Here is a 20,391-nt window from a genome sequence, read left to right as displayed (position 1 = left end):
GTGTCCTTCCGCCCAGGGCTAGGTGGCCGACGGTAGGCAGTCGTGCATGAAGGGCAGATGAAGGACACGGGCGGCCGTGCTGCACTGGCAGCCGATGCGAGAGGGGGCAGAGTGCGGGTGCTGGTGGTTGAGGACGAGCGGCGGCTGGCTGACCTGCTCGCCCGCGGTCTGCGTGAGGCCGGTCACAGCGTTGACGTGCGGCACACCGGCTCCGACGGGCTGCTCGCGGCCGCTACCGGTGTCTACGACGGGGTGGTGCTCGACGTGATGCTGCCCGGCCTGGACGGCGTCGCGGTGTGCCGGACGCTGCGGCAGCGGGGCAGCATGGTGCCCGTGCTGATGCTCACCGCCCGCGGTGACGTCCCCGACCGGATCGCTGGTCTGGACGCCGGCGCCGACGACTACCTGGCCAAACCGTTCTCCTTCGACGAGTTGCTCGCCCGGCTTCGGGCCCTGCACCGCCGCGCCGCGGGGCCGCCGTCGGCTGAGGTACGCGCCGGAGACCTGCTCCTCGATCCCGCACGGCGCCGGGTGTTCCGCGGCGAGGTGGAGATCGACTTGTCGGCGCGCGAGTTCGACATCCTCGCCCTCCTGCTGTCCCGGGCCGGGCAGTGCCTGACCCGCTACCAGATCCTCGACGAGGTCTGGGACGGCGAGACCGACATCCGCTCCAACGTCATCGACGTCCACATCGCCACCCTCCGCGGCAAGGTCGACAAGCCGTTCGGGCGCCACACCATCGAAACCCTTCGCGGCGTCGGCTACCGCCTGCGCCCCGACGGAGGCTGACGTGCCACCCCGCCCGGCGTTGCGCCGCCGTTTCCGTGCCCGGTCGTCAGCCCGTGATCCCATTATCGGCCTGTGGGGTCGCCTACCGCTGCGCATCCGGCTGATCGCAGGCTTCGCCGCGGCGATGCTCCTGGTCCTCGCCGCCGCCGGCGCGTTCGTCTATCTACGCGTGCAGTACGCCCTCGACCTACGCCTCGACGAGGACCTGGCCGCGCAGTCAGTGCAGCTGACCGAACTCGTCCGCGCCGGTGGCGTGCCACCGGACAACCCGGGCGTCCCCACCGCGCCAGGCGAGTACCAGATCCTCGACGCCGGCAACCGCGTCCTCGCCGCCAGCCCAGGCCTGCCAGCCGGCTCGCTGCTGACGCCTCACCAGCTCGATGTGGCGTTACGGCAGCCGCTGCGCCGCGACCGCGGCACGCTGATCCCCATCAGCACCCGCCCGTTGCGCCTGTACGCCGTACCCCTGCAACCCGGCGCCACGCCACCGGCCGGGCAACCCGCCGTCACCGTCGCCGCGGTCCGCCGCGATCAACGCGACGAGGCACTGCGGGAACTCATCGGCCAACTCACCCTCGCCAACCTGACCGCCCTGGCCATCGCCTCCGGAGTCGGCTACCGCCTCGCCCGGGCGGCACTGGCCCCGGTCGAGCGCTACCGCAGCGAGGCCGCCCGCATCGCCGCCGGCGCGACCGGGGTACGCCTGGCCGTACCCGACCGGTCCGACGACGAGGTCGCCCGCCTCGGCCGCACCCTCAACGACATGCTCACCGCCCTCGAGACGGCCCTGGACCGGGAGCGGCTGTTCATCAACGACGCCAGCCACGAGCTGCGGACCCCGCTGACCCTGCTTTCCACCGAATTGGAACTGGCGCTGCGCCGGCCGCGCAGCGCCGCCGAACTCGAACAGACCCTGCGCAGCGCCGCCGACGACACCGCCCACCTCATTGCCCTCGCCGACACCCTGCTCAGTCTCGGCGTGCAACCCGCCCACGACGACACCGCCCCCGAGGTAGACCTCAGCGAACTGCTGACCGGCCTCGTCGAGCGCTACCGGACCACCACGGGCGAGGCCCTGCACGGCGAGATCGCGGCCCGCCTGACCGTCCGGGGGAACGCCACCGGCCTCGGGCGGGTCGTCACCAACCTGCTCGACAACGCCGTCCAGTACGGGGCGCCACCCGTCACGGTCGCCGCCGCCCCCGTCGACGGACTGGTCCGGCTCACCGTTCACGACGAGGGACCCGGCATGAGCCCTGAGTTCCTGCCGCATGCCGCCGAACGGTTCAGCCGTGCCGACACCGCCCGCACCTCCCCGGGCACCGGACTCGGCCTGTCCCTCGTCGAGGCCATCGTCGGCGCCCACCACGGTGAACTTCGGATCTGCTCCGCCGGCGCACACCACCGCACCATGACTCGATTCGACGTGCCCTGCGACCATCCGACCCATGGCACGACGATCACCGTCATGATGCCGGCGGCACCGCCGACGACGGACGTCCACCCCAGCACCCCCCCGAGGAGCCAGCGTGGCTGACGCCACCACCGATCTCGCCGACAGCACCACCCCGGCAGCAGCCCGAACTGCGACGCCCGCATGGTCGGCGTGGCGAGTCGTGGTCAGCTTCGGGGCGGTGAGCCTGGCCGCCGACATGGTCTACGAGGGAGCTCGATCCATCACCGGACCGCTCCTGGGAGCGCTCGGTGCTTCTGCGATGGTCGTCGGCCTGGTCGCCGGCGCCGGGGAGGCCATGTCGCTGCTGCTGCGCCTGGCCTTCGGCCCCCTGGCCGACCGCACCGGCCGGTACTGGTCCCTGACGCTGGTCGGCTACACCCTCACCGCGGTCTGCGTTCCCCTGCTTGCCGTGGCCCCCTTCCTCGGCGGCGCCGGGCTGGCGCTGGCGTGCCTCCTGATCCTGACCGAGCGTGCCGGGAAGGCGGTACGCAGCCCGGCCAAATCGGCGCTGCTGGCCCAGGCGGCCGGCGCCGTCGGCCGCGGCCGTGGGTTCGCCGTGCACAAGGCCCTGGACCAGCTCGGTGCGTTCGCCGGTCCGCTGCTGGTCGCGGCGCTCGTCGCGGCCACCGGACTGATCTGGCCGGCGATGGCGGTCCTGGCCGTCCCAGGCGCCCTGGCCGTCGGCCTGCTGCTCTGGACCCGCCTGCGCGTGCCCGACCCCGCCGCGTACGACACCGATCCGCCGGCGCCCACCGCCGCCCCGAGCCGCCCGCCGACCGCCCTGGGCCGCTGGCTCGGCACCGACCTGCCCCGTCGGTTCTTCCTGTTCGCCGCCGCAGCCGGAGCCGCCACCGCCGGCCTCGTGACGTTCGGGATCATCTCGTTCCACGCCAGCCGAACGGGCCTGGTCCCGCTCGCCAGCGTCCCGTTGCTGTACGCCGGCGCAATGGCCACCGCGGCAGTCGCCGCACTGGTCAGCGGCTACCTGTACGACCGGTGGAGCGGGCGGGTGCTGCTCGCCCTGCCCCTGCTGGGAGCCGCCGTGCCCGCCCTGGTCCTGTCGGGAGGCGTCGGCGCGGTAATCACCGGCACGCTCATCTGGGGCGCCGCCGTCGGCGTGCAGGATTCGACGGTCAAGGCCCTGGTCGCCGATCTGGTGCCCGCGGCACGTCGGGCCACCGCCTACGGGGTCTTCGCTGCGGCGCAGGGCTTGGCCGCACTGGTCGGCGGCGGCCTGGTCGGTGCCCTCTACACCCGCTCGCTGCCCACCCTGATCGCCGTCCTCGGCGCCACCCAGTTCATCGCCCTGGCCCTGCTCGCCGTCACCCTCGCCGACCGGAGGTCGACGTCAACGAGCAGCTAGCTGTTCGGCACGCGATCCAAGACGCCGACAAGCGCCGGTCACACGGCGGGTCGTGAACGTTGCCGCCTGCGCTCCGCAAAAGCGGGCCGCGCCGGCCCGGCCCCGGCCTGCTGGCGACCTCCGGCCGGCATCGGCCGGGCCAGCCGGCCACACTGACGGACGCCAAGACCTGAACACCTCGGGGGTCCGCCCCGAACCCGTGTCGGCCCCCCTCAGAGATCCGGCCGCGACGTTAGAACGCGTCCTCCGTCGTGCTGGTTGGAATCAACATGCAACCCCATCCCACCCGTCGGTCAGAAGTCGACCGTCGGACTGAAGCACGCGCCACTCGGCCTCAATATCCTCGGCGTCGCCCCGGGCGAGGAAGGACGCCCACGGTTCGATCCCCTGGCCTCCCAGGCGCCGCACCCGGTCCGCCTCACGGTGCTGCAGCCGTAGCAGGGCAGCAAGGACATCACCCGGACGCGCACCGTAAGCCGCACAGCACCATTCGAGCCGTTTCGCCGCGTGCGCCCATTCGGCAGGTCCGGTCAGGTCGCGCAGCGGCACCGCGTACCAGGCGAGCTGGGCGAGGTCATCAATGGCCTCACCCGGTTCGGCGAAGTCCCAGTCGATGAAGCCGACCAGCTGACCGCCGCTCCAGATCGAGTTCCACGGACCGAGATCACCATGACGGATGATCGAACCGGGCCGCCAACACGCCTCCGGATCAAACCAGACGGCATCGGAGGGCGGGACGAAGTTGGCGACAGCGTCATGGTAGTTGGCCAGCCAGCCGGCCAACTGCTCGATGCCGCGCCGTTCCCTCAGCGACTCAGGCCACGGACGAATCGCCGGCTCGCCGTGTAGCAGCGACAAGACTTCGCGGCCCTCGGAGTCGATACCCAGCACTCTTGGCGCACCGGTGAAGCCCACGTCTGCGAGGTGGTTGAGCAAGGCATGGACGGTCGGTGTCCACCGTCCGCGCGGCCGTCTGATGGTGTCCCCGACCCGCCGTACTGTGGTGACGCTACCGCTCGCCGTATTGCCGTCCTCGATCATCGTCGCAGGCTACAGGCGAGAGACGCACGTAGGCCAAGGCAGCGATAGGCCCTCCACGGGCCAGTAACCACGAAGCCCGGCGGCCCATTTGCGGGCACGAGTGGTAGTCGGGCCAGCAGAGGAGGAAAGGCGTTTCGGGCATCACGACCGGTTGAGCACGCCCTTCCAAACTGGCGGTACCTACACTTCGGGCTGCGAATCAGGGGGAGGTTGTGGTCAGGCTCAGCCCCTTGAAGTCGACGCAGGTGATGGCGGCGTCAACGCAAGTCACGCCAGCCGCTGACCGCATGGTCAGTCGCGCTCGCGGAGTATGGCCACACCCTCGCCCGTGAGGTCATCGAGTGCGGCTTTGCGGCCAGTCATGGCCAGCACAAGCGCGAGGAGCGGCCCGCTGGCCTCGGGGCCGCTGCCGTGTTGCCAGTCGGTGTCGGTGGCTCGCAGGCTTACGCCGCTGATCCGGTTCTTCGCACCGATGAGCAGGTTGCTGTTCTTGTAGAAGTCGGCCACTGCCACCACGTGCTCGACCGGGTGGTGGCGGTACCCGCCGACGGCGCGGAAAATGTCCTCGCCGTGCACGATCGTCTCGCCGAGCCATGACGTGGCCGGGCCCGGCGGCGCCGTGCGCGCATCGACGCGCGAGCGCAGCAGGTCCACCAGCTCGGCGTTGGTTCTGCCCGCAGTGACCTGTGCGATGTCATTGCGGGTCATGTTCCCGAAGTTGAAGCCACTGCGGACCAGCTTGGCGAAGAACTTCGGCGGTGTCATGGTCGCGGTGGCAACGAGATGGCCGACGACCTCCCGCACCGTCCAGTTCACGCACAACGACGGCCTGTCCCAGTCGGCGTCGGAAAGCTCGCCGAGCGCGTCGACCAGCGACGCGCGTTCAACCTTGATCATTTGCCAGGCTTCCATGGTCGTCCGATCCCGTGATCTTCGCCGCTGGTGTAGCAAACCATAGCCCTCGTCGTCCATCCGGCGAAGGATCCGTTGTCCAGAACCGGCGCTACGCTCCAGTCAGGCGCCACGCCGTCAACATCAGACCATCTCAGACACGCTCTCAGCTTGGCGTTTAACCCGTCTGCTCTCGTCGTTCGGTGATGGATAGGGCGCGTTTCACGGTTTTCCCGACGTCGTAGCTGGGCGCGGGTTGTCGGTTCTTCGATCCTCGGGGGCGTCCGGGTCCGGCCTTGCTGGGTTTTGGTGCGGTAGCGGGGTGGGTGGGAGGCTGTCGCACAGCTTTCGATCTTCAGCTGTCAAGAGTTCTTGCTGTCAGTTGCCCACAGTGGATGATCATGTCGTGCCGTGGGATACAACTTCATCTCCTGTAGCCCGGACGACTCGGCGCCGATCAGGCATGACGTGCGTGGGTGGCTGCCGCCGCAGCATCTGTGCTGGCAGGTCCTGAAGGTCGTCGGTGAGCTCGACCTGTCCGGGTTCCTGCGGGGCTATCGTGCTGATGGCCAGGGCGCGGCGGCGTATCCGCCGCAGGTGCTGCTGAGCTTGGTGCTGTACTGCTACTGCAAGGGCGTGCGCTCGACGCGCAAGATCGAGGCCGCTTGCCTCGATGATGTGGGCTGCCGGATCATCACGGGCAACCAGCAGGTTGATCATGCCACCGTCGCGCGGTTCCTGCGTCGTCACCGCGAGGTCCTGAAGGCGCTGTTCGTGCAGGTCCTGGCGCTGTGCGTCCGGCGCGGGCTGGTGGACCTGTCCGCGGTGGCGGTGGACGGCTCACCGATGCACGCGGCCGCCGCACGCTCAGCCAACCGCAGCCTGGACGCCTTGGAGACCGTCATCGCCGACGGCGAGGCGCAACTGGACCAGCTGGCGGAGGACACGGACGAAGCGGCTGCCGACGGGCGCCGTCGGCTCACGGCTGTGGCGGCTGTCGCAGCTCAGCGATCGCGTGACACGGGCCCGGGTGGCCCGGGACAAGCTGTTCGAGCGTGCGCTTCCCTCGGCGGGCGAGATCCGGATCAAGGTGGAGGCCGCGCAGCGGATGGTGGCCAGAGCCGAGGCGCGCCTGGCCGAGGTCACGGCCGGCCAGCAGCAGCGGCTGGCCGACTACGCCTGCCGGACCCTGCAGGATCAGGCCGCGGGACGGCGGCGCGCTGTCGGGCGCCCGCCGGTCAGTATCGAGGCCAAGACCAAGGTCGTTGCTCAGGAGGCCCGCCTCGCCCGGGCGCAGGCCGCGTTGCACCGTGCGCGCTACCCGCGACCGATCCCGTCCGCGGCGGCCAGGGCCTCGCTCACCGATCCGGCGTCGCGGCTCATGCTCGGCAAGCACGGCGGATACGTGCAGGGCTACAACGTGCAGATCGCCTGCGCACGCAACCAGGTGCTTCTCGCGATCGAGCTGCAGGACAACCCTGCCGACACCACCGCACTCGTCCCGGTCATCAGACGTGTTCAACACAACTGCGCAGCCGCTGGGCTGACCGGCGACGTCGCGGCGTGGCTGGCCGACAGCGGCTATGCCAGCACCGCGAACTTCGCAGCCCTGGCCGATCTCCCGCTGCTGGTGTCGATCACCAAGGAGTACGAGCAGACCCGCGCGACGCCACCCGGGCACAACGTCCCCGCCGGCCACCGCGAGATGGCAGCCCGACTGGCATCCGCCGAAGGCAGGCAGCTCTACGCCCGCCGCGGCGCCCTCGTCGAACCAGGCTTCGCCCAGCTGTTCCAGCGGTTCGGACGCCGCGTGCACCAACGCGGCACCGCCGCCGTCGACACCGAGATCAAACTACTCGGCGCGGTGCACAACCTGAACAAGATCTTCCGCCACGATGCCAGGCAGAGGACCTCTTGACAGTCGAAGATCGAAAGCTGTGCGACAGCCTCGTGGTCTTCGGGCGGATGTGGCGAAACCCGCGGCGGACCCGGGCGGGGGTGAGCCGGTCCGGGTCGGTGGGTCGTTCCCAGGGTCGGCGGAGGTCCTCGGCGAGGCCGCGGGCGAGGCGTAGCTGGGTGTGGCAGGCGATGACCAGCCAGGTCCACCGGTCGGCCGCGTCGGGTGTGCGGATTTTGGGCCGGGTCCAGCCCAGCGTCTGTTTGAGTAGCCGGAAGGTGTGTTCCAGGTCGAATCTGCGCAGGTAGGACTGCCAGCTGCGGTCCACGTCCGCGGCGGTGGCCGCGGTGATGGAGGTCCACAGCCAGACCGGTTTGGGGTGGCGGTCGCCGGGCAGGTGGTCGACCTGCAGCCGGATCAGGGTGCCATCGATGATCGGGAGATCACCTTCGTGGTCGAGCCAGCAGGTGCGGCGGGTCAGCCGTGGGTGGACCCGGTCCCAGGCGGTGGCGGTGGCGGTGCCGTATCGGTTGGTCTCGGTGGTGGTGACGGTCTGCGGCGCGGGCCAGGTGTCGGGGTCGGCGAGGGCGAGGTCGGGGCCGTGTTTGGGTGGCCGGCCCGTCGTGCCTGGTAGGCGTGGGGGTGGTGGCAGTGCCATGACCCGGTCCGAGCGCAGCCGTCCGAGCAGGTCCACGGGCAGGTCGGCGAGGAGGAACGCCAGGCGGGGGATGTCGTAGCCGGCGTCGCAGACGATCAGGATCCGCCGATCGTCCGGTGCGTGGTGGCCGGCCGCGATGAGGCGTTGCACGACCTCTCGCAGCTGGTCGGCGGTGACGGCGGCCGCGTCGTCGGCCGGGCCGAGCCGCACGGCGTCGAGGATCGCCGTCCACGAGGTCCGGCCGCTCTCCAGCGCCGCGACGAACGAGTACGGCCAGCCCGGGATCAGCTGCGACTGGCTCCTGGCTCGGCCGTAGACGTGGCAGAACAGCCGGTCCGGGCTGGTCTGGGCGTCGGAGCGCAGCCACGGACTGACGTCGACAGCGAGAACGATCCGCCCGTCGGCGGCCCGCGGCACCGGCAGGCCCGCCATGCTGCGCCGCAGCCGCGCGACATCGACGCGTCCGCAGTTCAACCCGTCGTACATTCCGCCGTGGCCGCGGCGGTGCTCGGGCGCCAGCACCAGATCAACCAGCGACCTGACCGGCCCGTCCGTGCACAGCAGCGCGTCAGTCACCTCGAACAGGGCGTCAGCGCGGGCGGTCAGACAGCGGTAGAACTCGGTCCGGAACGTGGACAGCACCGCTAAAGCCTCGACGCGGGCAGCGTCATCCAGCACACTCATCTTCACGGCCTTGGTGTCGATCATTGATGTCTCAGCAACACCATGATCACGCCAAGGCCGCTCACTGTCCACAGTGCACAGATGGATCCCGGGCCGAATCCGCAGGTAATCGGGCCGGCAGGTTAAACGCCAAGCTCAGGGAACGATTCCAGTAGCAGCGGCCCAACGCCAGACGCAGGCCGCGACAACTGCCGCGACCGCTGTCGCGATCGCGATCACCAAAGATGCCCGGCCACTCCGGATCCAGCGGTAGCACCACGCCGAAGCGGAAGTGAGACCAAACGCAGCCACCATCGCCGGCGGGAGCACGACGGCAACGACCAAGCCCGTCATGTTCTCCGAACCGTCAGCCTGGTGGGCAGCCACCGCCATGGAAACGACAAGACCGACAACCAGCCACGCCAACACTGCCAGGGCCGCGGCGATGACAAACAGGAGGCGCAGGAAGTACTCCAGGGCAGGCCGGGTCTCAGTTGAGCGGGACCAGGCATCGGGGTCGGCCATCGACTGATGGTGGCACATGGGCGGCGAAGCGGACCACCCACAGAGGCGTGCCAGCCACGTGCCAGTAGCCGATGTCCCGAGGGGGCACGAGCGGGCATGAGCTGTGACCCACTTGGCTTCGCATCATCTGGCGATGCTGGCAAGACCACACAGCCTTCCAGCCCGACCTGCACCGCACCCGCCAACGCGGTCAGCCGAAGGCCACCCGCTTGAGCCAGAAGTCCAGCAGCTCGTCGTCACCGAGCACCTCGATGTCGGCCGCGTCCGGGGAGTGCCGCCCGTAGACGAGCAGCAGCAGCGCGGTCAGCGGATCGCGGACCGCCACCGCCGCCTTCTCGTGCGCGCGGCGCCAGGCCAGGGTGTCGCCGGTGAGGTCGACCAGCCACTCCGCCCGCGCCTCCGGCGCGGCGTCGGTGGCGTGCAGGTGCAGGGTGCGCCCCGGGCCGAGCAGTTCCCGCCGGTGCGGATGGACGTCGAACATCTGCGGCAGCGAGCCGAGCTCCATCCACTCGTCGAGCGCGTCGACGGCGACCGCCTGGTCGACGGTGAACGGCACGCCGAGGGCCAGCGCCGCGTCGGCCCGGTGCATCAGGGTCTCGTGGGCGAAGCGGCGGGCCCAGAACGCTGTGGCCGCGGACGCCGGGAGCGGCGTCCACGTCGTCACGTCGGGACCGGCCGCACCCAGCGCGTCGGCCAGTTCGGCTGCTCCTCCGACCAGCCAGGGGCCGGCCACCGCCGGATCCTCGTGAGTGAAGGCGGACAGGTCGCGGAAGTGGGTGTCGGAGGGCGGGCTCGCGGCCCGGGTCCGCACCACCTCCGCCGCCCAGCGCTGGCCGCCGCCGAGGTGCCGCACCAGCTGGCCGACGTTCCAGCCGGGGCCACCCGGTGGGGAGCCGCGCGCGGCCGGGTCAGGGCCCGCGGGGCACGGGCTGGGCCAGGGCCCCGATCTCCGCCGGCAGCTCCGACATCGCGTCCTCGAACTCCCGGTGCCCGACCACCCGGTGCAGGGTCTGCAGGACGGCCCCGGCGCCCCGCTCGGCGACGTCCTCCGCCACCCCCGCACGCACCGCCACCCGCCGCAGGAATTCGTCGTACGCGAACACCTGCGGCTCCTCCGCGCGGGCCCTGGCCACGAACGGGCGTAGCTCGTGCGCCACGTGGTCGGCCAGGTCCGCCGCCTGGCCGCCGCTGATCCGCTCCGCGAGGGTGCGCAGGGTGGCCTCGGTCAGGGATTGCGCCGTCTCCGGCGGGACGCCCGCCCGGGCGGCCACCTTTTCGAAGAACTCCAGCTCAGCCATGCTCCGTCCTTCCCGTCGCGGAGACAGCGTGGCTACCCGCGGCGGCCAGCCGCAAACGAGCGGCAACCCGCGCTCGAGTCGCCCGAGCCCGGGCGGAATGACCGGAAACCGAGGTTTCCGTACGCGGAGTTGGTCATGATCGAGGCGTGGGTGCCAGGATGCCGCGGCTTGTGCCGCCGATGCTCGCCTCCAGCGGCGCGCTGCCCACCGGACCGGGCTGGGGATACGAGTTCAAGTGGGACGGCGTCCGCGCGATCGCCTACGTCGACGGCGGGTTGCGGCTGCTCAGCCGCAACGACCGCGACGTCACCCGGGCGTACCCGGAGCTGGACGAGCTTGCGCGGTTGCTGGCCGGGCGGCGGGCGGTCCTCGACGGAGAGATCGTGGCGCTCGACGCCCGGGGCCGGCCCAGCTTCTCCGCGCTGCAGCACCGGATGCACGTTCGCGCGCCGAGCGCCACGCTGGTCGCCGGCACTCCCGTACGGCTGTACCTGTTCGACCTGCTGCACCTCGATGGGCGGGACATCGCCGCCCTGCCGTACATCGAACGCCGCACCGCCCTGCAGGAGCTGGGGCTCAGCGCGGAGAGCATCGACACCCCGCCGCACTGGGCCGGCGACGCCGGCCGGGACCTGGCCACCGCGGCGGCCGACCTCGGCCTCGAAGGGGTGGTGGCCAAGCAGCTGCGGTCGTCGTACGAGCCCGGCCGCCGCTCCGCGGCGTGGGTCAAGGTGCCACTCAACGACACGGTCGAGGTCATCGTGGGCGGCTACAAGCCCGGCGCCGGCCGGCGGGCCGGCACGATCGGCTCGCTGCTGCTGGGCATGTACGACCCGCACGACAGGTTCACCTACATCGGACACGTCGGCACCGGCTTCACCCAGACCGTGCTGCGTGACCTGCAGCAGCGCCTGAAGCCGCTGGGCCGACCGGACTCGCCGTTCGACTCGCCGGTGCCGCGCGAACACGCGCGCCAGGCCGTCTGGGTCGACCCGGTCCTGGTCGGGGACGTCGCCTTCCGGTCCTGGACCCCCGACCGCCGGCTGCGGCACCCCTCCTGGAAGGGGCTGCGCAGCGACCGCGAACCCGCCGAGGTCCGGCTGCAGGCGTGACCCGGCCGGGCCTACGTGCCGACCCGACGTGGTTCGAGCCGGGTCGCCGCCGGGCCCGTCAGCTGCCAGAACTCCTTCGGCAGCTGGGCGACGGAGTCCTCGTACTCCTTCGCCCTGACCGCCTCCCGCAGCGTGTCCAGCACGGCGCACACCCCGTCGGTCGCCGTCTGGAGATCCACCGCGGCACGTTGCTGCACCCGCTCGAAGAACTCGGCGAGCTCGAACGGTTCGGCATTCTCGTCGGGCTTGCGTAGGTCTCCCCGCAGCTCATGGGGCAGCTGCGCGGCTAGATCACGTGCCTGGCCGCCACTGAGCCGCTCCGCCAACGTCGCGAGCGTGGCACGGGTGATCGGCTCGGCCAGCGTCGGTGACATCTTCGGTCGCGTCGCCACCGACTGGATGAACTCCGCGTACTTCACCTCGGAACCCCCTCCTGCCGCGGATGCTGCGTCTACCCGCGCACCCGGGGGTGAAACGGCAGCCGTCGCTTCAGCGGCTCGGGGGCTCCGAGGCGCGGGCCGCCGCGACGATGGCGCTCACCCCGATCCCGGCCTGGTCCATCAGCTGGGTCGGGGTGCCGGAGGTGGGTAGACCGCGTACCGCCAGATGCTTCACCCGCGCAGGCTCGGCGAGGTCGGCCAGCGACTCGAGGACCGCCGACCCCAGGCCGCCCTCGGGGTAGTGGTCCTCGACCACCAGCAGCCGGCCGCCGGTGGCCCGGACGGCGTCGACCAACCGGTCCCGGTCCAGCGGTTTGATCGAATAGAGGTCGATGACCCGGGCTTTGATCCCCTCGCGCGCCAACTCGTCGGCGGCGGCGAGGCAGTTGTGCACCGTCACCCCGGCACCGATCAGCGCAACGTCGTCGTCGTCGCCGCCGCCCCGGAGCAGCTTGCTGCCGCCGACCGGGAAGGCGTCCTCGTTGTCGTAGAGCACCGGGTACTTGCCTCGGGTGGTGCGCAGGTAGGTGACGCCCTTGCGGTCGACCATCTGCGCGACGAGGGCCGCGCAGGACACGGCGTCGCTGGGATACAGCACCGTCGACCCCTGCACGGCGCGCATGGCCGCCAGGTCCTCCAGCCCCATCTGCGAAGGGCCGTCCGCCCCGATCTCCACCCCCGAGTGCGACCCGGACAGGGCGATGTCCGCCTTGGAGATGCCGGCCATCCGCACGAAGTCGTAGGCGCGGGAGAAGAACGCCGCAAAGGTCGCGGCGAAGGGCCGATAGCCGCGTACCTGCAACCCGACGGCGGCGGCGATCAGTTGCTGTTCGGAGATGAACATCTCGAAGAAGCGGTCGGGGTACGCCTCGCCGAACTTGTCGGCGCGGGTGGAGTCGCTGACCTCGCCGTCCAGGGCGACCACTTCCGGCCGGGCGCCCAGCGCGTGCAGCGCGTCGCCGTACGCGTTGCGGGTGGCCACCTTCGCCCCCTTGTCGTACCGCGGCAGCACGGGCGGCTTGCCGGCGGGGGCGCCGGCGGGCGGGGCGGGCTCGGGCCGCGGCCCGGTGACGCGAATCTGGCGTACCCCGCCGAGAGCCTCAACGGCCCGCTCGGCCATGTCGGGTTTCAGCGGCTTGCCGTGCCATCCCGGCTGGTCCTCGACCTCCGGCACCCCCTTGCCCTTGACCGTGCGGGCGAGCACCACCGTGGGACCGGTCGCCTGCCGGGCCCGGCTCAACGCCTCGTCGATGGCGGCCAGGTCGTGGCCGTCGATGACGAGCGCCTGACAGCCGAACGCCTCGACCCGCCGCCGGTAGGTGTCCAGATCCCATTCCAATTCGGTGGGCCCGCGCTGCCCGAACCGGTTCACGTCGACGATCGCGGTGAGGTTGCGCAGCCCGTAATGGCCGGCCTTGTCCAGCGCCTCCCAGATGGAGCCCTCAGCCATCTCGCTGTCGCCGCACAGCGCCCACACGTGGAACGGCAGGTGATCGAGGTACCGGCCGGCGAGCGCGATCCCGACCCCGACGGGCAGTCCCTGACCGAGCGACCCGGTGGCCACGTCGACCCAGGGCAGGGCCGGCGTGGGGTGTCCCTGCAGGCGCGACCCGAACTGGCGGTAGGTCTCGACCAACTCCTGATCGGTGATCGCACCCACCGCCTTGAAGACCGCGTACAGCAGCGGCGAGGCGTGGCCCTTGGAGAAGATCAGGTGGTCGTTGGTGCGACCGCGCGGGTCCGTCCAGTGGTAACGGAGATGCCGGGAGATCAGCACCGCGAGCAGGTCGGCGGCGGACAGGCTCGAGGTCGGGTGTCCGGACCCGGCCCTGGTGCTGGACCTGATCGCGTCCACCCGTAGCTGGGCGGCGAGCTCACCCAGCCGGGTCAGCTCCTCCGCGTGCAGGGTGCGCTCTGCTTCCATCGTCACCGGCATCGCCTCCGCAAATACCGTAGTCAGGAAAGACAAGCATTACCCGGTAACCGCCGATTTGCCAGGTGCAGGCCGGGCCCGCCACCACCGGGAGCCGACCAGCCAGCCCGCCACCGCCAGGTACGGCAGGGCGGCCAGCGCGAAGGCGACACCGTTGCCGGCCGCGCCCGCCACCACGGCGTACCCGCCGTAGAACGCGACGATGGTCAGGTCCGTCGCCATCCCGGCCACCGAGGTGACCGTCGCCCGGCTCGGGCCGGTGATCCGGGCCTGCAGGCGCACGTCCGCGAGCACCGTGGCGAGCTGGAACGCGGCGAAGGCGACCGAGAGCAGCAGGAAGCCCGCCGGGCGGCCGAGCAGGGCGCCCGCCGCCAATGCCGACGCGGCGAGCACCAGCAGACCGGCGTACCCGCGGGTGGTCAGCCGCTCCCCCGCCGGGGCGAGCAGCCCGCCGCCGGTCATCCCGGCCCAGAGCAGCAGGAGCAGCACCGGCACGGTCGCGTCGGCGACGCCGGTGTCCCGGGCCAGCAACGCGGTGTACTCGTCGAGCCCGCCCCAGATCGCGGTCACCGCCGGGACGAGCAGCAGGGCGCCGCGCACCGTGCGGTCGGCCCGGGCCTCGGTCAGCCCGGCGCGCAGGCTGGCCAGCCACCCCAGCTCGTCGTCCCCGTCCGCCTCGTCCCGATGCTCGACCGCGACCGGCCCAGGGACCGCCGGGGACTCGGCGGGCAGCGCCGGCCGGCGTTCGGGGAACCGGGTCGCGACGGCGGCGGCGAGCAGGCAGGCGAGGACGCTCGCGGCGCCCACCCCCGGGTAGCCGCCGACGGCGAGGACCGGCCCGGCCAGCGCCCCGGAGGCCGCGGCGCCCAGCACCTCGGCGGTGCGCGCCCGGCCCATCAGGCGGGCGTACCGGTCGGTGGCGCCGAGCTGGTCGAGTTCGGTGAAGACCAGCGCCTCCAGCGCACCGGACCGCAGCGCCCCGCCGGCGCCCCAGAGCAGGAAACCCACGGCGAAGGCTGGGTACGACGGGGCGAGCACCCAGCAGGCGAAGCCGGCGGCGGGCAGCAGGGGCGCCAGGACGAGCAGCAGCCGCCGGGACACCGCGTCGGCCCACGCCCCCGGAGGGCACCTCCAGGACGATGCCGGTCGCCGACCAGATCACGAAGAGCGAGGAGATCTGCCCGATCGACAGGCCGGTGTCGCTGAACAGCAGCACGTACACCGGGTAGAGCAGGACGAGGTCGGTGAGGAACGCGTAGCCGTAGAGCGTGGCCGCCAGCCGGCGGGCCGCGGGTACGCGCGCAGGAGAGATGATCATGAGGCCTTCCCACGGGGACGGAACGGACACCGGACGTACGGCGTCCGCGGCGGCCCGCGGCCTCGGCCTTCAGCGTGGGATCAACATCGCCAGGTCATGGGGCCGATGCTATCGCTCACCGGCCCCTGCTGTTGCCCGCGAAACGCACCGGGGTGGGACCCGGCTGGGCCCCACCCCGGTGCGCGTGCGGACGGTCAGCGGCGGAACTTGTCCACGTCCGCCTGCGGGATGACCATCGTGGACTCGTTGTCCATCGCCTGCTCGGCGGTGGGCTGCCGCGGCGTGGTCGGCTCGGTGCGATCCGGGTCGCCGTACGGCGGGACCGGCTGGGTGGGCTCGGCCGCGCCGTACGGGGCGACCGGCTGGGTCAGCTCGGCCTCCGCGTACGGGCTGACCGGCTGGCTCAGCCGGGCCTCGACGTCGCGCCGGCCCGCCTGGTACGCCCGGGCGTGCGTGGCGATGGTCCGCGACTCCTCCTCGGCCCGGGTCAGCCAGTTCTCCCAGCGGCTCTGCATCGGCCGGACCAGACCACCGCCGACGCCCACGACGAGGATGCCGCCGATGGTGGCGAGCACCGCGATCAGCACCGGCGTGGTCACCGCGGTGGCGACGCCGATCTGGTTGAGCGCGGCGATGATGCCCAGGCCGAGGAGGAACACCGAGGCGATGTTCGCGAGGATCCGACCGTAGGACAGGCCACCGAGGGCGCTGGAGATGATGTCCTTGACCGCCTTCGCGATCGCGGCGGCCACCACCACGATGACGATGGCGACGAACGCGCGCGGCAGCCAGGCGATGACGCCGGCGATCAGGTCGGAGATCGGGTTCGGGCCCCAGATGCCGAAGGCCAGTTGCAGGGTGACCAGCAGCACCCCGTAGTAGGCCAGCTTGGCGACGATGTCGCTGGCGTCGTACTTCGATCGGGCGAGGGCGGTCTTGATGCCGCCGCGCTCGACGGCCTTGTCGAAGTGCACCCGCTCCAGGACCTTGTCCACGATCTTCAGTACGGCCTTGGCGATCAGCCAGCCGACCACCAGGATCGCGATGAAGGCGACCGCCTTGGGCAGGAAGAGCATTACCGAACGGAACGCGTCGCCCACCGCGTTCCCGAAGTTGTCTTTCATCGAAGGGCCTCCACAAGCGTTTTCAGGTCGGTCGCCCGGGACCTACCCGAACGGCGGGACCGGGAAACGCGGTCAGGGCGGCGTCAGATCGCTGTCGCCTTGACGACCTTCCATTCCCCGTGGACCGGGACCATGGTGAGCACCACCCGGTTCTGGTCGACCTTCTCCCCCGCCGTGCTCACGTTGCGCCGGTACTGGTTGAGGTAGACGAGCAGTTCGACCCGGTCGGTGTCGGAGGTGACCACCCCGGTGGCGGAGACCTCGGCCAGGACCACCGCCTGCTGTTTCGTGGCGGTCTGCTTGAGCGTCGCGGTGGTCCGGGCGTACTCGTCGGCGAAGGCGCCGGTGGCGAAGGTGCGTCCGTTGGCGACGCTGTCGTCGAAGGTGCGGTAGTCGTACGAGAAGAGGGCCTTGGCGGCGGCGGGCGCGGTGGCCAGGGCCTGGCGTACGGCCTGGTCGCGCTGGCCGGCGCGGTGGTCGCCGTACCACCCGGCGGCGGCGACGGCCGCCGCGACCACGAGCGCGACGGCGAGCGTCGGCAGCAGCGGGAGCCGCTCGGGCCGGCGGCGCAGGACTGTGGGGACACGCATTGGACTCCTCCTCCGGTCAGCCGACGAACTGCAGGCGGGACACCAGCCAGTCGCCGGAGTCCCGGTCGCGGACCAGGTCCACCTGGATGCGGTAGTGCGAGGGGCGGCCGTCGGGCGCCTTGACGTTCCGGACGGTGGCGTCGACGGCCACCAGCACGACGGCGCGGCGCCGGTCCCCGGAGACCAGTCCGGAGCGCAGCACCGACCCCTGCGACTGGACCTTGTTCTCCACCACGGCCGTGCGCACCTGCGCCTGGCCGCGGGTGAACTCGTCCTTGAAGTCGCCGGTGGCCCCGGCGACGATGCGCTGCAGGTCCCGGTCGACGCTGGCGGCGCTGACCGAGACGAAGTTGACGCTGGCCTGCCGGGCGGCGGCGACGGCGTCCCGCCGGGCCTGGTCGGTCGCCCGGTCGACGTACCAGCGGTGCCCGTACACCCCGGCCGCCGCGAGGGCGGCGGCGAGCAGCACCACGAGCAGGCCGGCCAGCGCCCGCCGGCGGGCCGGCGGACCGGCGTCGGTGTGGGCGGCGGCGGTGCGGCCGGCGGCGGTCGTCTTCGTGGTCTGGGCGTCCTTGGTGGCGTCCTCCGTCATGGCGTCGGCCTCGGCGGGATCGTCGTCGGGATCCGGCAGGTCCTCGACCTCCGCCGGGTCGGTGAGGTCCTCGGTGCCGGTCGGATCCTCGACCGGCTCCCGGTCCAGGCGTTCCAGCACCTCCTCGATCGGCTCGGCCGGCGGCGGCACGGCACGGGGGACGAGCCGGCGCTGCCGGGGGCGACCGGGCACCCCTGCCTTCGCGCCATTGATCACTCTGAGAGTGGGATCTCTGCGGCCCTGCACGGGCACCTCCTCCGGTAGGTCGGTCACGGGGTCACCCCGGCGAGCAGCAACTGCTTCCACGACTGGTCACCGGCCGTCTGGTATTGCCCGCCGGTCCCGCCGAACTGCAACGGTCGCCCGTCGGGGCCGAGCACCAGGCCGGTCGCGGGGTCGTACCCGCCCGGTTCACCCTGGTCCGACGGGGCTGGCGCGGGAGCGGGGTCGCGGCCGGACGGTCGCGGCGCGTTCTGCGCCCCGCGCACGGCGGCGCCGGCGGCCCGCTCCTGGCCGCTGCACCGGGTGCCTCCGCCGCGGTAGACGCAGGACGGCGGGTCGTTCGCGTTGACGACGAGGCCGAGGTGGGCGGTGCCGTCGCCCGGGGTGACGGTGAACCCGCCGGACACCGCGACCGGGTAGACCACCAGCAGTTGCTCGATGCCGGGCAGCCGGCGGGCGGCGATCCCGTTGACCGTGATCAGGTTGCCGAGCAGGGTGCCGATGCTGGGTTCGAGCCCGCGCAGCAGGGCCCGCAGTTCGGCGCCGGCCGGCGGACCGTCGGCGAGCAGGCGGCGCAGGTCGGGGTCGGCGGCGCGGACGGTGGCGGCCAGCTCCTTCAGCCCGGCCGACCACCGGCGCAGCGCGGCGGCGGACTCCGCCTGGGTGGTGAGCACGGTCCGCCCGTCGCGGATCAGGGTCAGCGTCTCGGGCAGCCGGGCGTCGGCGTCGGTGAGCAGCGCGTCGCCGGCGTCGAGGATCCGCGCGAGGGCCTGCTCGTTGCCCTCGAACGCGGTGCCCAGCTCGCTGATCAGGACGGTCAGGTCGTTCGGGTCGATCGAGCGGACCAGGGCGTCGAGGTTGGTCAGCAGGGTCTCCGGGGCGAGCGGCACGCCGGTGCGGTCGACCGGGATGACGGCGCCGTCGGCGAGGAAGGGACCGCCGTCGCGCTCGGGCCGCAGGTCGAGGTACTGCTCGCCGACGGCGGAGCGCTGGGTGACCACGGCCCGCAGGGCGTCGGGCACCCGTACGCCCCGGTCGATCCGCAGTTCGGCACGGACGCCGTCGGCGCGCAGTCCGACGGCGGTGACCCGGCCGACGGGGACGCCACGGTAGGTGACCGGGGCGTTGGCGAAGATGCCGCCGGCCCGGGCCAGGTCGACGTGGACGACGTAACCGCCGCCGAACAGTCGGTCGCCGAGGCCGACGTAGCGGAGCCCGACGTAGCCGATGCCCAGCACGCTCACCAGCACGAAGGCCAGCACCTGGAGCTTCACGGTGCGTCCGATCACGGGATCAGCCCTCCTCCCAGGACGTCCGGCAGGCCGCCGACCTGTCCGGTGACCGCCCCGGTCACCGGCAGCACGCACTCGGCGGTCAGCACGGTGCCCGACGGCAGTGCGGTGCCGGCCGGGAAGGCCGTGCCCGGCGGCACGATCCCCTTGGGCAGCAGCAGCCCGCCGAGGGGCACCGCCGAGCCGGGCTTGAGCAGGACGCAGCCCGTCGGCAGCCCGCACTCCTTCGGCGGCGTCCAGCGGGCCGGGAAGTCCTTCGGGTCGGGCAGGCACTTCGTCAGCGGCAGGCCGGGGAGACCGGTGCCGCCGGGCAGGCCGCCGGGCGAGGGCTTCGCGCCGCCTGCGGCGGGCGGCCGGGGCGCGGCGGGGGCGTTCGGCCGGGTTGCCGGCCGGATCGGGGCGGGCGCGGCGGCGACCAGGTTGGCCAGGATGCTGGCGGCGTCGAGGTCGGCGGTGACGGAGAGGTTGACGAAGTCGCCGACGATCGCGCCGGTGACGTTGGGCGGGAACGGGTACGACAGCATGAAGTCCAGCGACTTCGGCAGGTCGTCGCCGGCCCGGGCGAGCTGTTCCAGGATCGGTTGCAGCGCCCGTACGCTGGCCAGGGTGTCGGCGCGGCTGCGGTCGACCACGCGGGTGCCGACCTGGCCGAGTTCGCCGAGGGCGGTCAGCGCCCCGGTGAGCTGGGCCCGCTGCTGGGCCAGCACGGTCAGGCCGGGGGCGAGGGAGTCCAGCGCGTCGCCGACGACCTGCCGCTGCCGGTCGAGGCGACCGGTCAGCCGGTCGAGCGCGTCGATGGCGCGGACGATGTCGGTCTTCTGCCGGTCGAGCCCGCCGATGAAGGTGTCGAGCTGCCGCAGGGTGTCCCGGACGGCGGGTTCGCGCCCGTCGAGGGCCTTGCCGAGTTCCTGGTTGATGGTCCTCAGCTGGGCCAGGCCGCCGCCGTTGAGCAGCAGCCCGAGGGCGGCGAGCACCTCCTCCACCTCGGCGCCCCGGGTGGTGCGGGACAGCGGGATGACGTCGCCGTCGCCGAGGCGCCCGTTGGCCGGTCCGGTGGGCGGCGGCGCCACCGTCACGTACTTCTCCCCGAGCAGGCTGCTCTGGCGGACGGCGGCGGTGGCGTTTGCGGGCAGCCGCACCGCGCGGTCGATGCGCAGCCGGACCCGGGCGTGCCAGCCGGACAGGGA

Annotated in this window: 17 protein-coding genes and 3 pseudogenes; 6 read left to right on the top strand and 14 right to left on the bottom strand. The window is 72.1% G+C overall.

Going from position 1 to position 20,391, the window contains the following annotated elements; translation table 11 throughout:
- Nucleotides 1–111 precede the first annotated feature (111 nt).
- From SLP03_RS12250 to SLP03_RS12240, 3 genes are all read left to right on the top strand, one after another.
- On the top strand, nt 112–789 hold the full coding sequence (locus tag SLP03_RS12250; protein ID WP_319460684.1) for a response regulator transcription factor: 678 nt from the start codon (nt 112–114) through the stop codon (nt 787–789).
- Between the two features lies 1 nt (nt 790).
- Entirely contained in the window at nt 791–2,326 is a 1,536-nt protein-coding gene (locus tag SLP03_RS12245) for an ATP-binding protein (RefSeq protein WP_319460683.1), read from the top strand.
- A 79-nt stretch (nt 2,327–2,405) separates the two neighbouring features.
- Nucleotides 2,406–3,608, top strand: coding sequence for an MFS transporter (locus SLP03_RS12240; RefSeq protein WP_413644509.1), 1,203 nt, complete (start codon nt 2,406–2,408; stop codon nt 3,606–3,608).
- Nucleotides 3,609–3,872: 264 nt separating this feature from the next.
- Here SLP03_RS12240 and SLP03_RS12235 read toward each other — a convergent pair whose 3' ends face one another.
- Nucleotides 3,873–4,649 (bottom strand): aminoglycoside phosphotransferase family protein, encoded by a 777-nt coding sequence (locus SLP03_RS12235; RefSeq protein ID WP_319460681.1) that lies wholly within the window; start codon nt 4,647–4,649, stop codon nt 3,873–3,875.
- Between the two features lie 291 nt (nt 4,650–4,940).
- Complete coding sequence (locus SLP03_RS12230) at nt 4,941–5,621, bottom strand: maleylpyruvate isomerase family mycothiol-dependent enzyme (protein ID WP_319460680.1); 681 nt, start codon at nt 5,619–5,621, stop codon at nt 4,941–4,943.
- 330 nt (nt 5,622–5,951) lie between these two features.
- On the opposite strand from SLP03_RS12230, the pseudogene SLP03_RS31595 reads away from it, so the two are divergent.
- Both SLP03_RS31595 and SLP03_RS12220 read left to right on the top strand, forming a co-directional pair.
- A pseudogene (locus tag SLP03_RS31595) lies at nt 5,952–6,263 on the top strand (transposase); the annotation flags it as partial.
- Between the two features lie 307 nt (nt 6,264–6,570).
- A complete protein-coding gene (locus SLP03_RS12220; RefSeq protein WP_319460678.1) occupies nt 6,571–7,458 on the top strand; it encodes a transposase in 888 nt (295 codons plus the stop codon).
- Here SLP03_RS12220 and SLP03_RS12215 read toward each other — a convergent pair.
- From SLP03_RS12215 to SLP03_RS12200, 4 genes and pseudogenes are all read right to left on the bottom strand, one after another.
- The gene (locus SLP03_RS12215) at nt 7,388–8,779 is read right to left on the bottom strand and encodes an NF041680 family putative transposase (protein WP_319460677.1); all 1,392 of its coding nucleotides are present in this window, start codon (nt 8,777–8,779) and stop codon (nt 7,388–7,390) included. The genes SLP03_RS12220 and SLP03_RS12215 overlap by 71 nt on opposite strands.
- Before the next feature lie 135 nt (nt 8,780–8,914).
- Nucleotides 8,915–9,283, bottom strand: a complete 369-nt coding sequence (locus SLP03_RS12210) for a hypothetical protein (protein WP_319460676.1) — start codon at nt 9,281–9,283, stop codon at nt 8,915–8,917.
- 190 nt (nt 9,284–9,473) lie between these two features.
- A pseudogene (locus SLP03_RS12205) lies at nt 9,474–10,181 on the bottom strand (maleylpyruvate isomerase family mycothiol-dependent enzyme); the annotation flags it as partial.
- Nucleotides 10,182–10,191: 10 nt separating this feature from the next.
- A complete protein-coding gene (locus SLP03_RS12200) occupies nt 10,192–10,581 on the bottom strand; it encodes a DUF2267 domain-containing protein (RefSeq protein WP_319460675.1) in 390 nt (129 codons plus the stop codon).
- Between the two features lie 158 nt (nt 10,582–10,739).
- Between SLP03_RS12200 and ligD the strand changes: the two genes are divergently transcribed.
- Entirely contained in the window at nt 10,740–11,693 is a 954-nt protein-coding gene (ligD, locus tag SLP03_RS12195; RefSeq protein ID WP_319460674.1) for a non-homologous end-joining DNA ligase, read from the top strand.
- Nucleotides 11,694–11,704: 11 nt separating this feature from the next.
- Here the strand turns inward: ligD and SLP03_RS12190 are convergent, their stop codons facing one another.
- The 8 genes and pseudogenes from SLP03_RS12190 to SLP03_RS12155 all read right to left on the bottom strand — a co-directional run.
- On the bottom strand, nt 11,705–12,112 hold the full coding sequence (locus SLP03_RS12190) for a DUF2267 domain-containing protein (RefSeq protein ID WP_319460673.1): 408 nt from the start codon (nt 12,110–12,112) through the stop codon (nt 11,705–11,707).
- A gap of 70 nt (nt 12,113–12,182) precedes the next feature.
- Nucleotides 12,183–14,057 (bottom strand): transketolase, encoded by a 1,875-nt coding sequence (locus SLP03_RS12185; RefSeq protein WP_319460761.1) that lies wholly within the window; start codon nt 14,055–14,057, stop codon nt 12,183–12,185.
- A 48-nt stretch (nt 14,058–14,105) separates the two neighbouring features.
- Nucleotides 14,106–15,384: pseudogene (locus SLP03_RS12180) on the bottom strand (MFS transporter).
- A 194-nt stretch (nt 15,385–15,578) separates the two neighbouring features.
- Entirely contained in the window at nt 15,579–16,508 is a 930-nt protein-coding gene (locus tag SLP03_RS12175; protein WP_319460672.1) for a mechanosensitive ion channel family protein, read from the bottom strand.
- Nucleotides 16,509–16,591: 83 nt separating this feature from the next.
- Nucleotides 16,592–17,098 carry a hypothetical protein gene (locus tag SLP03_RS12170; protein ID WP_319460671.1) on the bottom strand — a complete coding sequence of 169 codons (507 nt, stop codon included), beginning with the start codon at nt 17,096–17,098 and terminating at the stop codon, nt 16,592–16,594.
- Nucleotides 17,099–17,114: 16 nt separating this feature from the next.
- Complete coding sequence (locus SLP03_RS12165) at nt 17,115–17,963, bottom strand: hypothetical protein (protein WP_319460670.1); 849 nt, start codon at nt 17,961–17,963, stop codon at nt 17,115–17,117.
- Entirely contained in the window at nt 17,960–19,201 is a 1,242-nt protein-coding gene (locus SLP03_RS12160) for an MCE family protein (protein ID WP_319460669.1), read from the bottom strand. The genes SLP03_RS12165 and SLP03_RS12160 overlap by 4 nt, the downstream gene beginning before the upstream one ends.
- Nucleotides 19,198–20,391: MCE family protein (locus tag SLP03_RS12155; protein WP_319460668.1), on the bottom strand; the 1,194-nt coding region annotated here is incomplete at its 5' end. The genes SLP03_RS12155 and SLP03_RS12160, both read right to left, overlap by 4 nt.

This window comes from Micromonospora sp. RTP1Z1 (assembly GCF_033804685.1).
Taxonomy (GTDB): domain Bacteria; phylum Actinomycetota; class Actinomycetes; order Mycobacteriales; family Micromonosporaceae; genus Micromonospora.
The sequence above is the reverse complement of the archived record's forward strand: the minus strand, read 5'-3'. Positions and strand labels throughout refer to the sequence as shown.

Excerpts from the sequence above, each read along its gene's own strand:
- SLP03_RS12235 (WP_319460681.1), bottom strand. The coding sequence starts at position 4,649 with ATGATCGAGGACGGCAATACGGCGAGCGGTAGCGTCACCACAGTACGG.
- SLP03_RS12230 (WP_319460680.1), bottom strand. The coding sequence starts at position 5,621 with ATGGACGACGAGGGCTATGGTTTGCTACACCAGCGGCGAAGATCACGG.
- SLP03_RS12215 (WP_319460677.1), bottom strand. The coding sequence starts at position 8,779 with ATGAGTGTGCTGGATGACGCTGCCCGCGTCGAGGCTTTAGCGGTGCTG.
- SLP03_RS12210 (WP_319460676.1), bottom strand. The coding sequence starts at position 9,283 with ATGGCCGACCCCGATGCCTGGTCCCGCTCAACTGAGACCCGGCCTGCC.
- SLP03_RS12200 (WP_319460675.1), bottom strand. The coding sequence starts at position 10,581 with ATGGCTGAGCTGGAGTTCTTCGAAAAGGTGGCCGCCCGGGCGGGCGTC.
- ligD (WP_319460674.1), top strand. The coding sequence starts at position 10,740 with ATGCCGCGGCTTGTGCCGCCGATGCTCGCCTCCAGCGGCGCGCTGCCC.
- SLP03_RS12185 (WP_319460761.1), bottom strand. The coding sequence starts at position 14,057 with ATGGAAGCAGAGCGCACCCTGCACGCGGAGGAGCTGACCCGGCTGGGT.
- SLP03_RS12175 (WP_319460672.1), bottom strand. The coding sequence starts at position 16,508 with ATGAAAGACAACTTCGGGAACGCGGTGGGCGACGCGTTCCGTTCGGTA.
- SLP03_RS12170 (WP_319460671.1), bottom strand. The coding sequence starts at position 17,098 with ATGCGTGTCCCCACAGTCCTGCGCCGCCGGCCCGAGCGGCTCCCGCTG.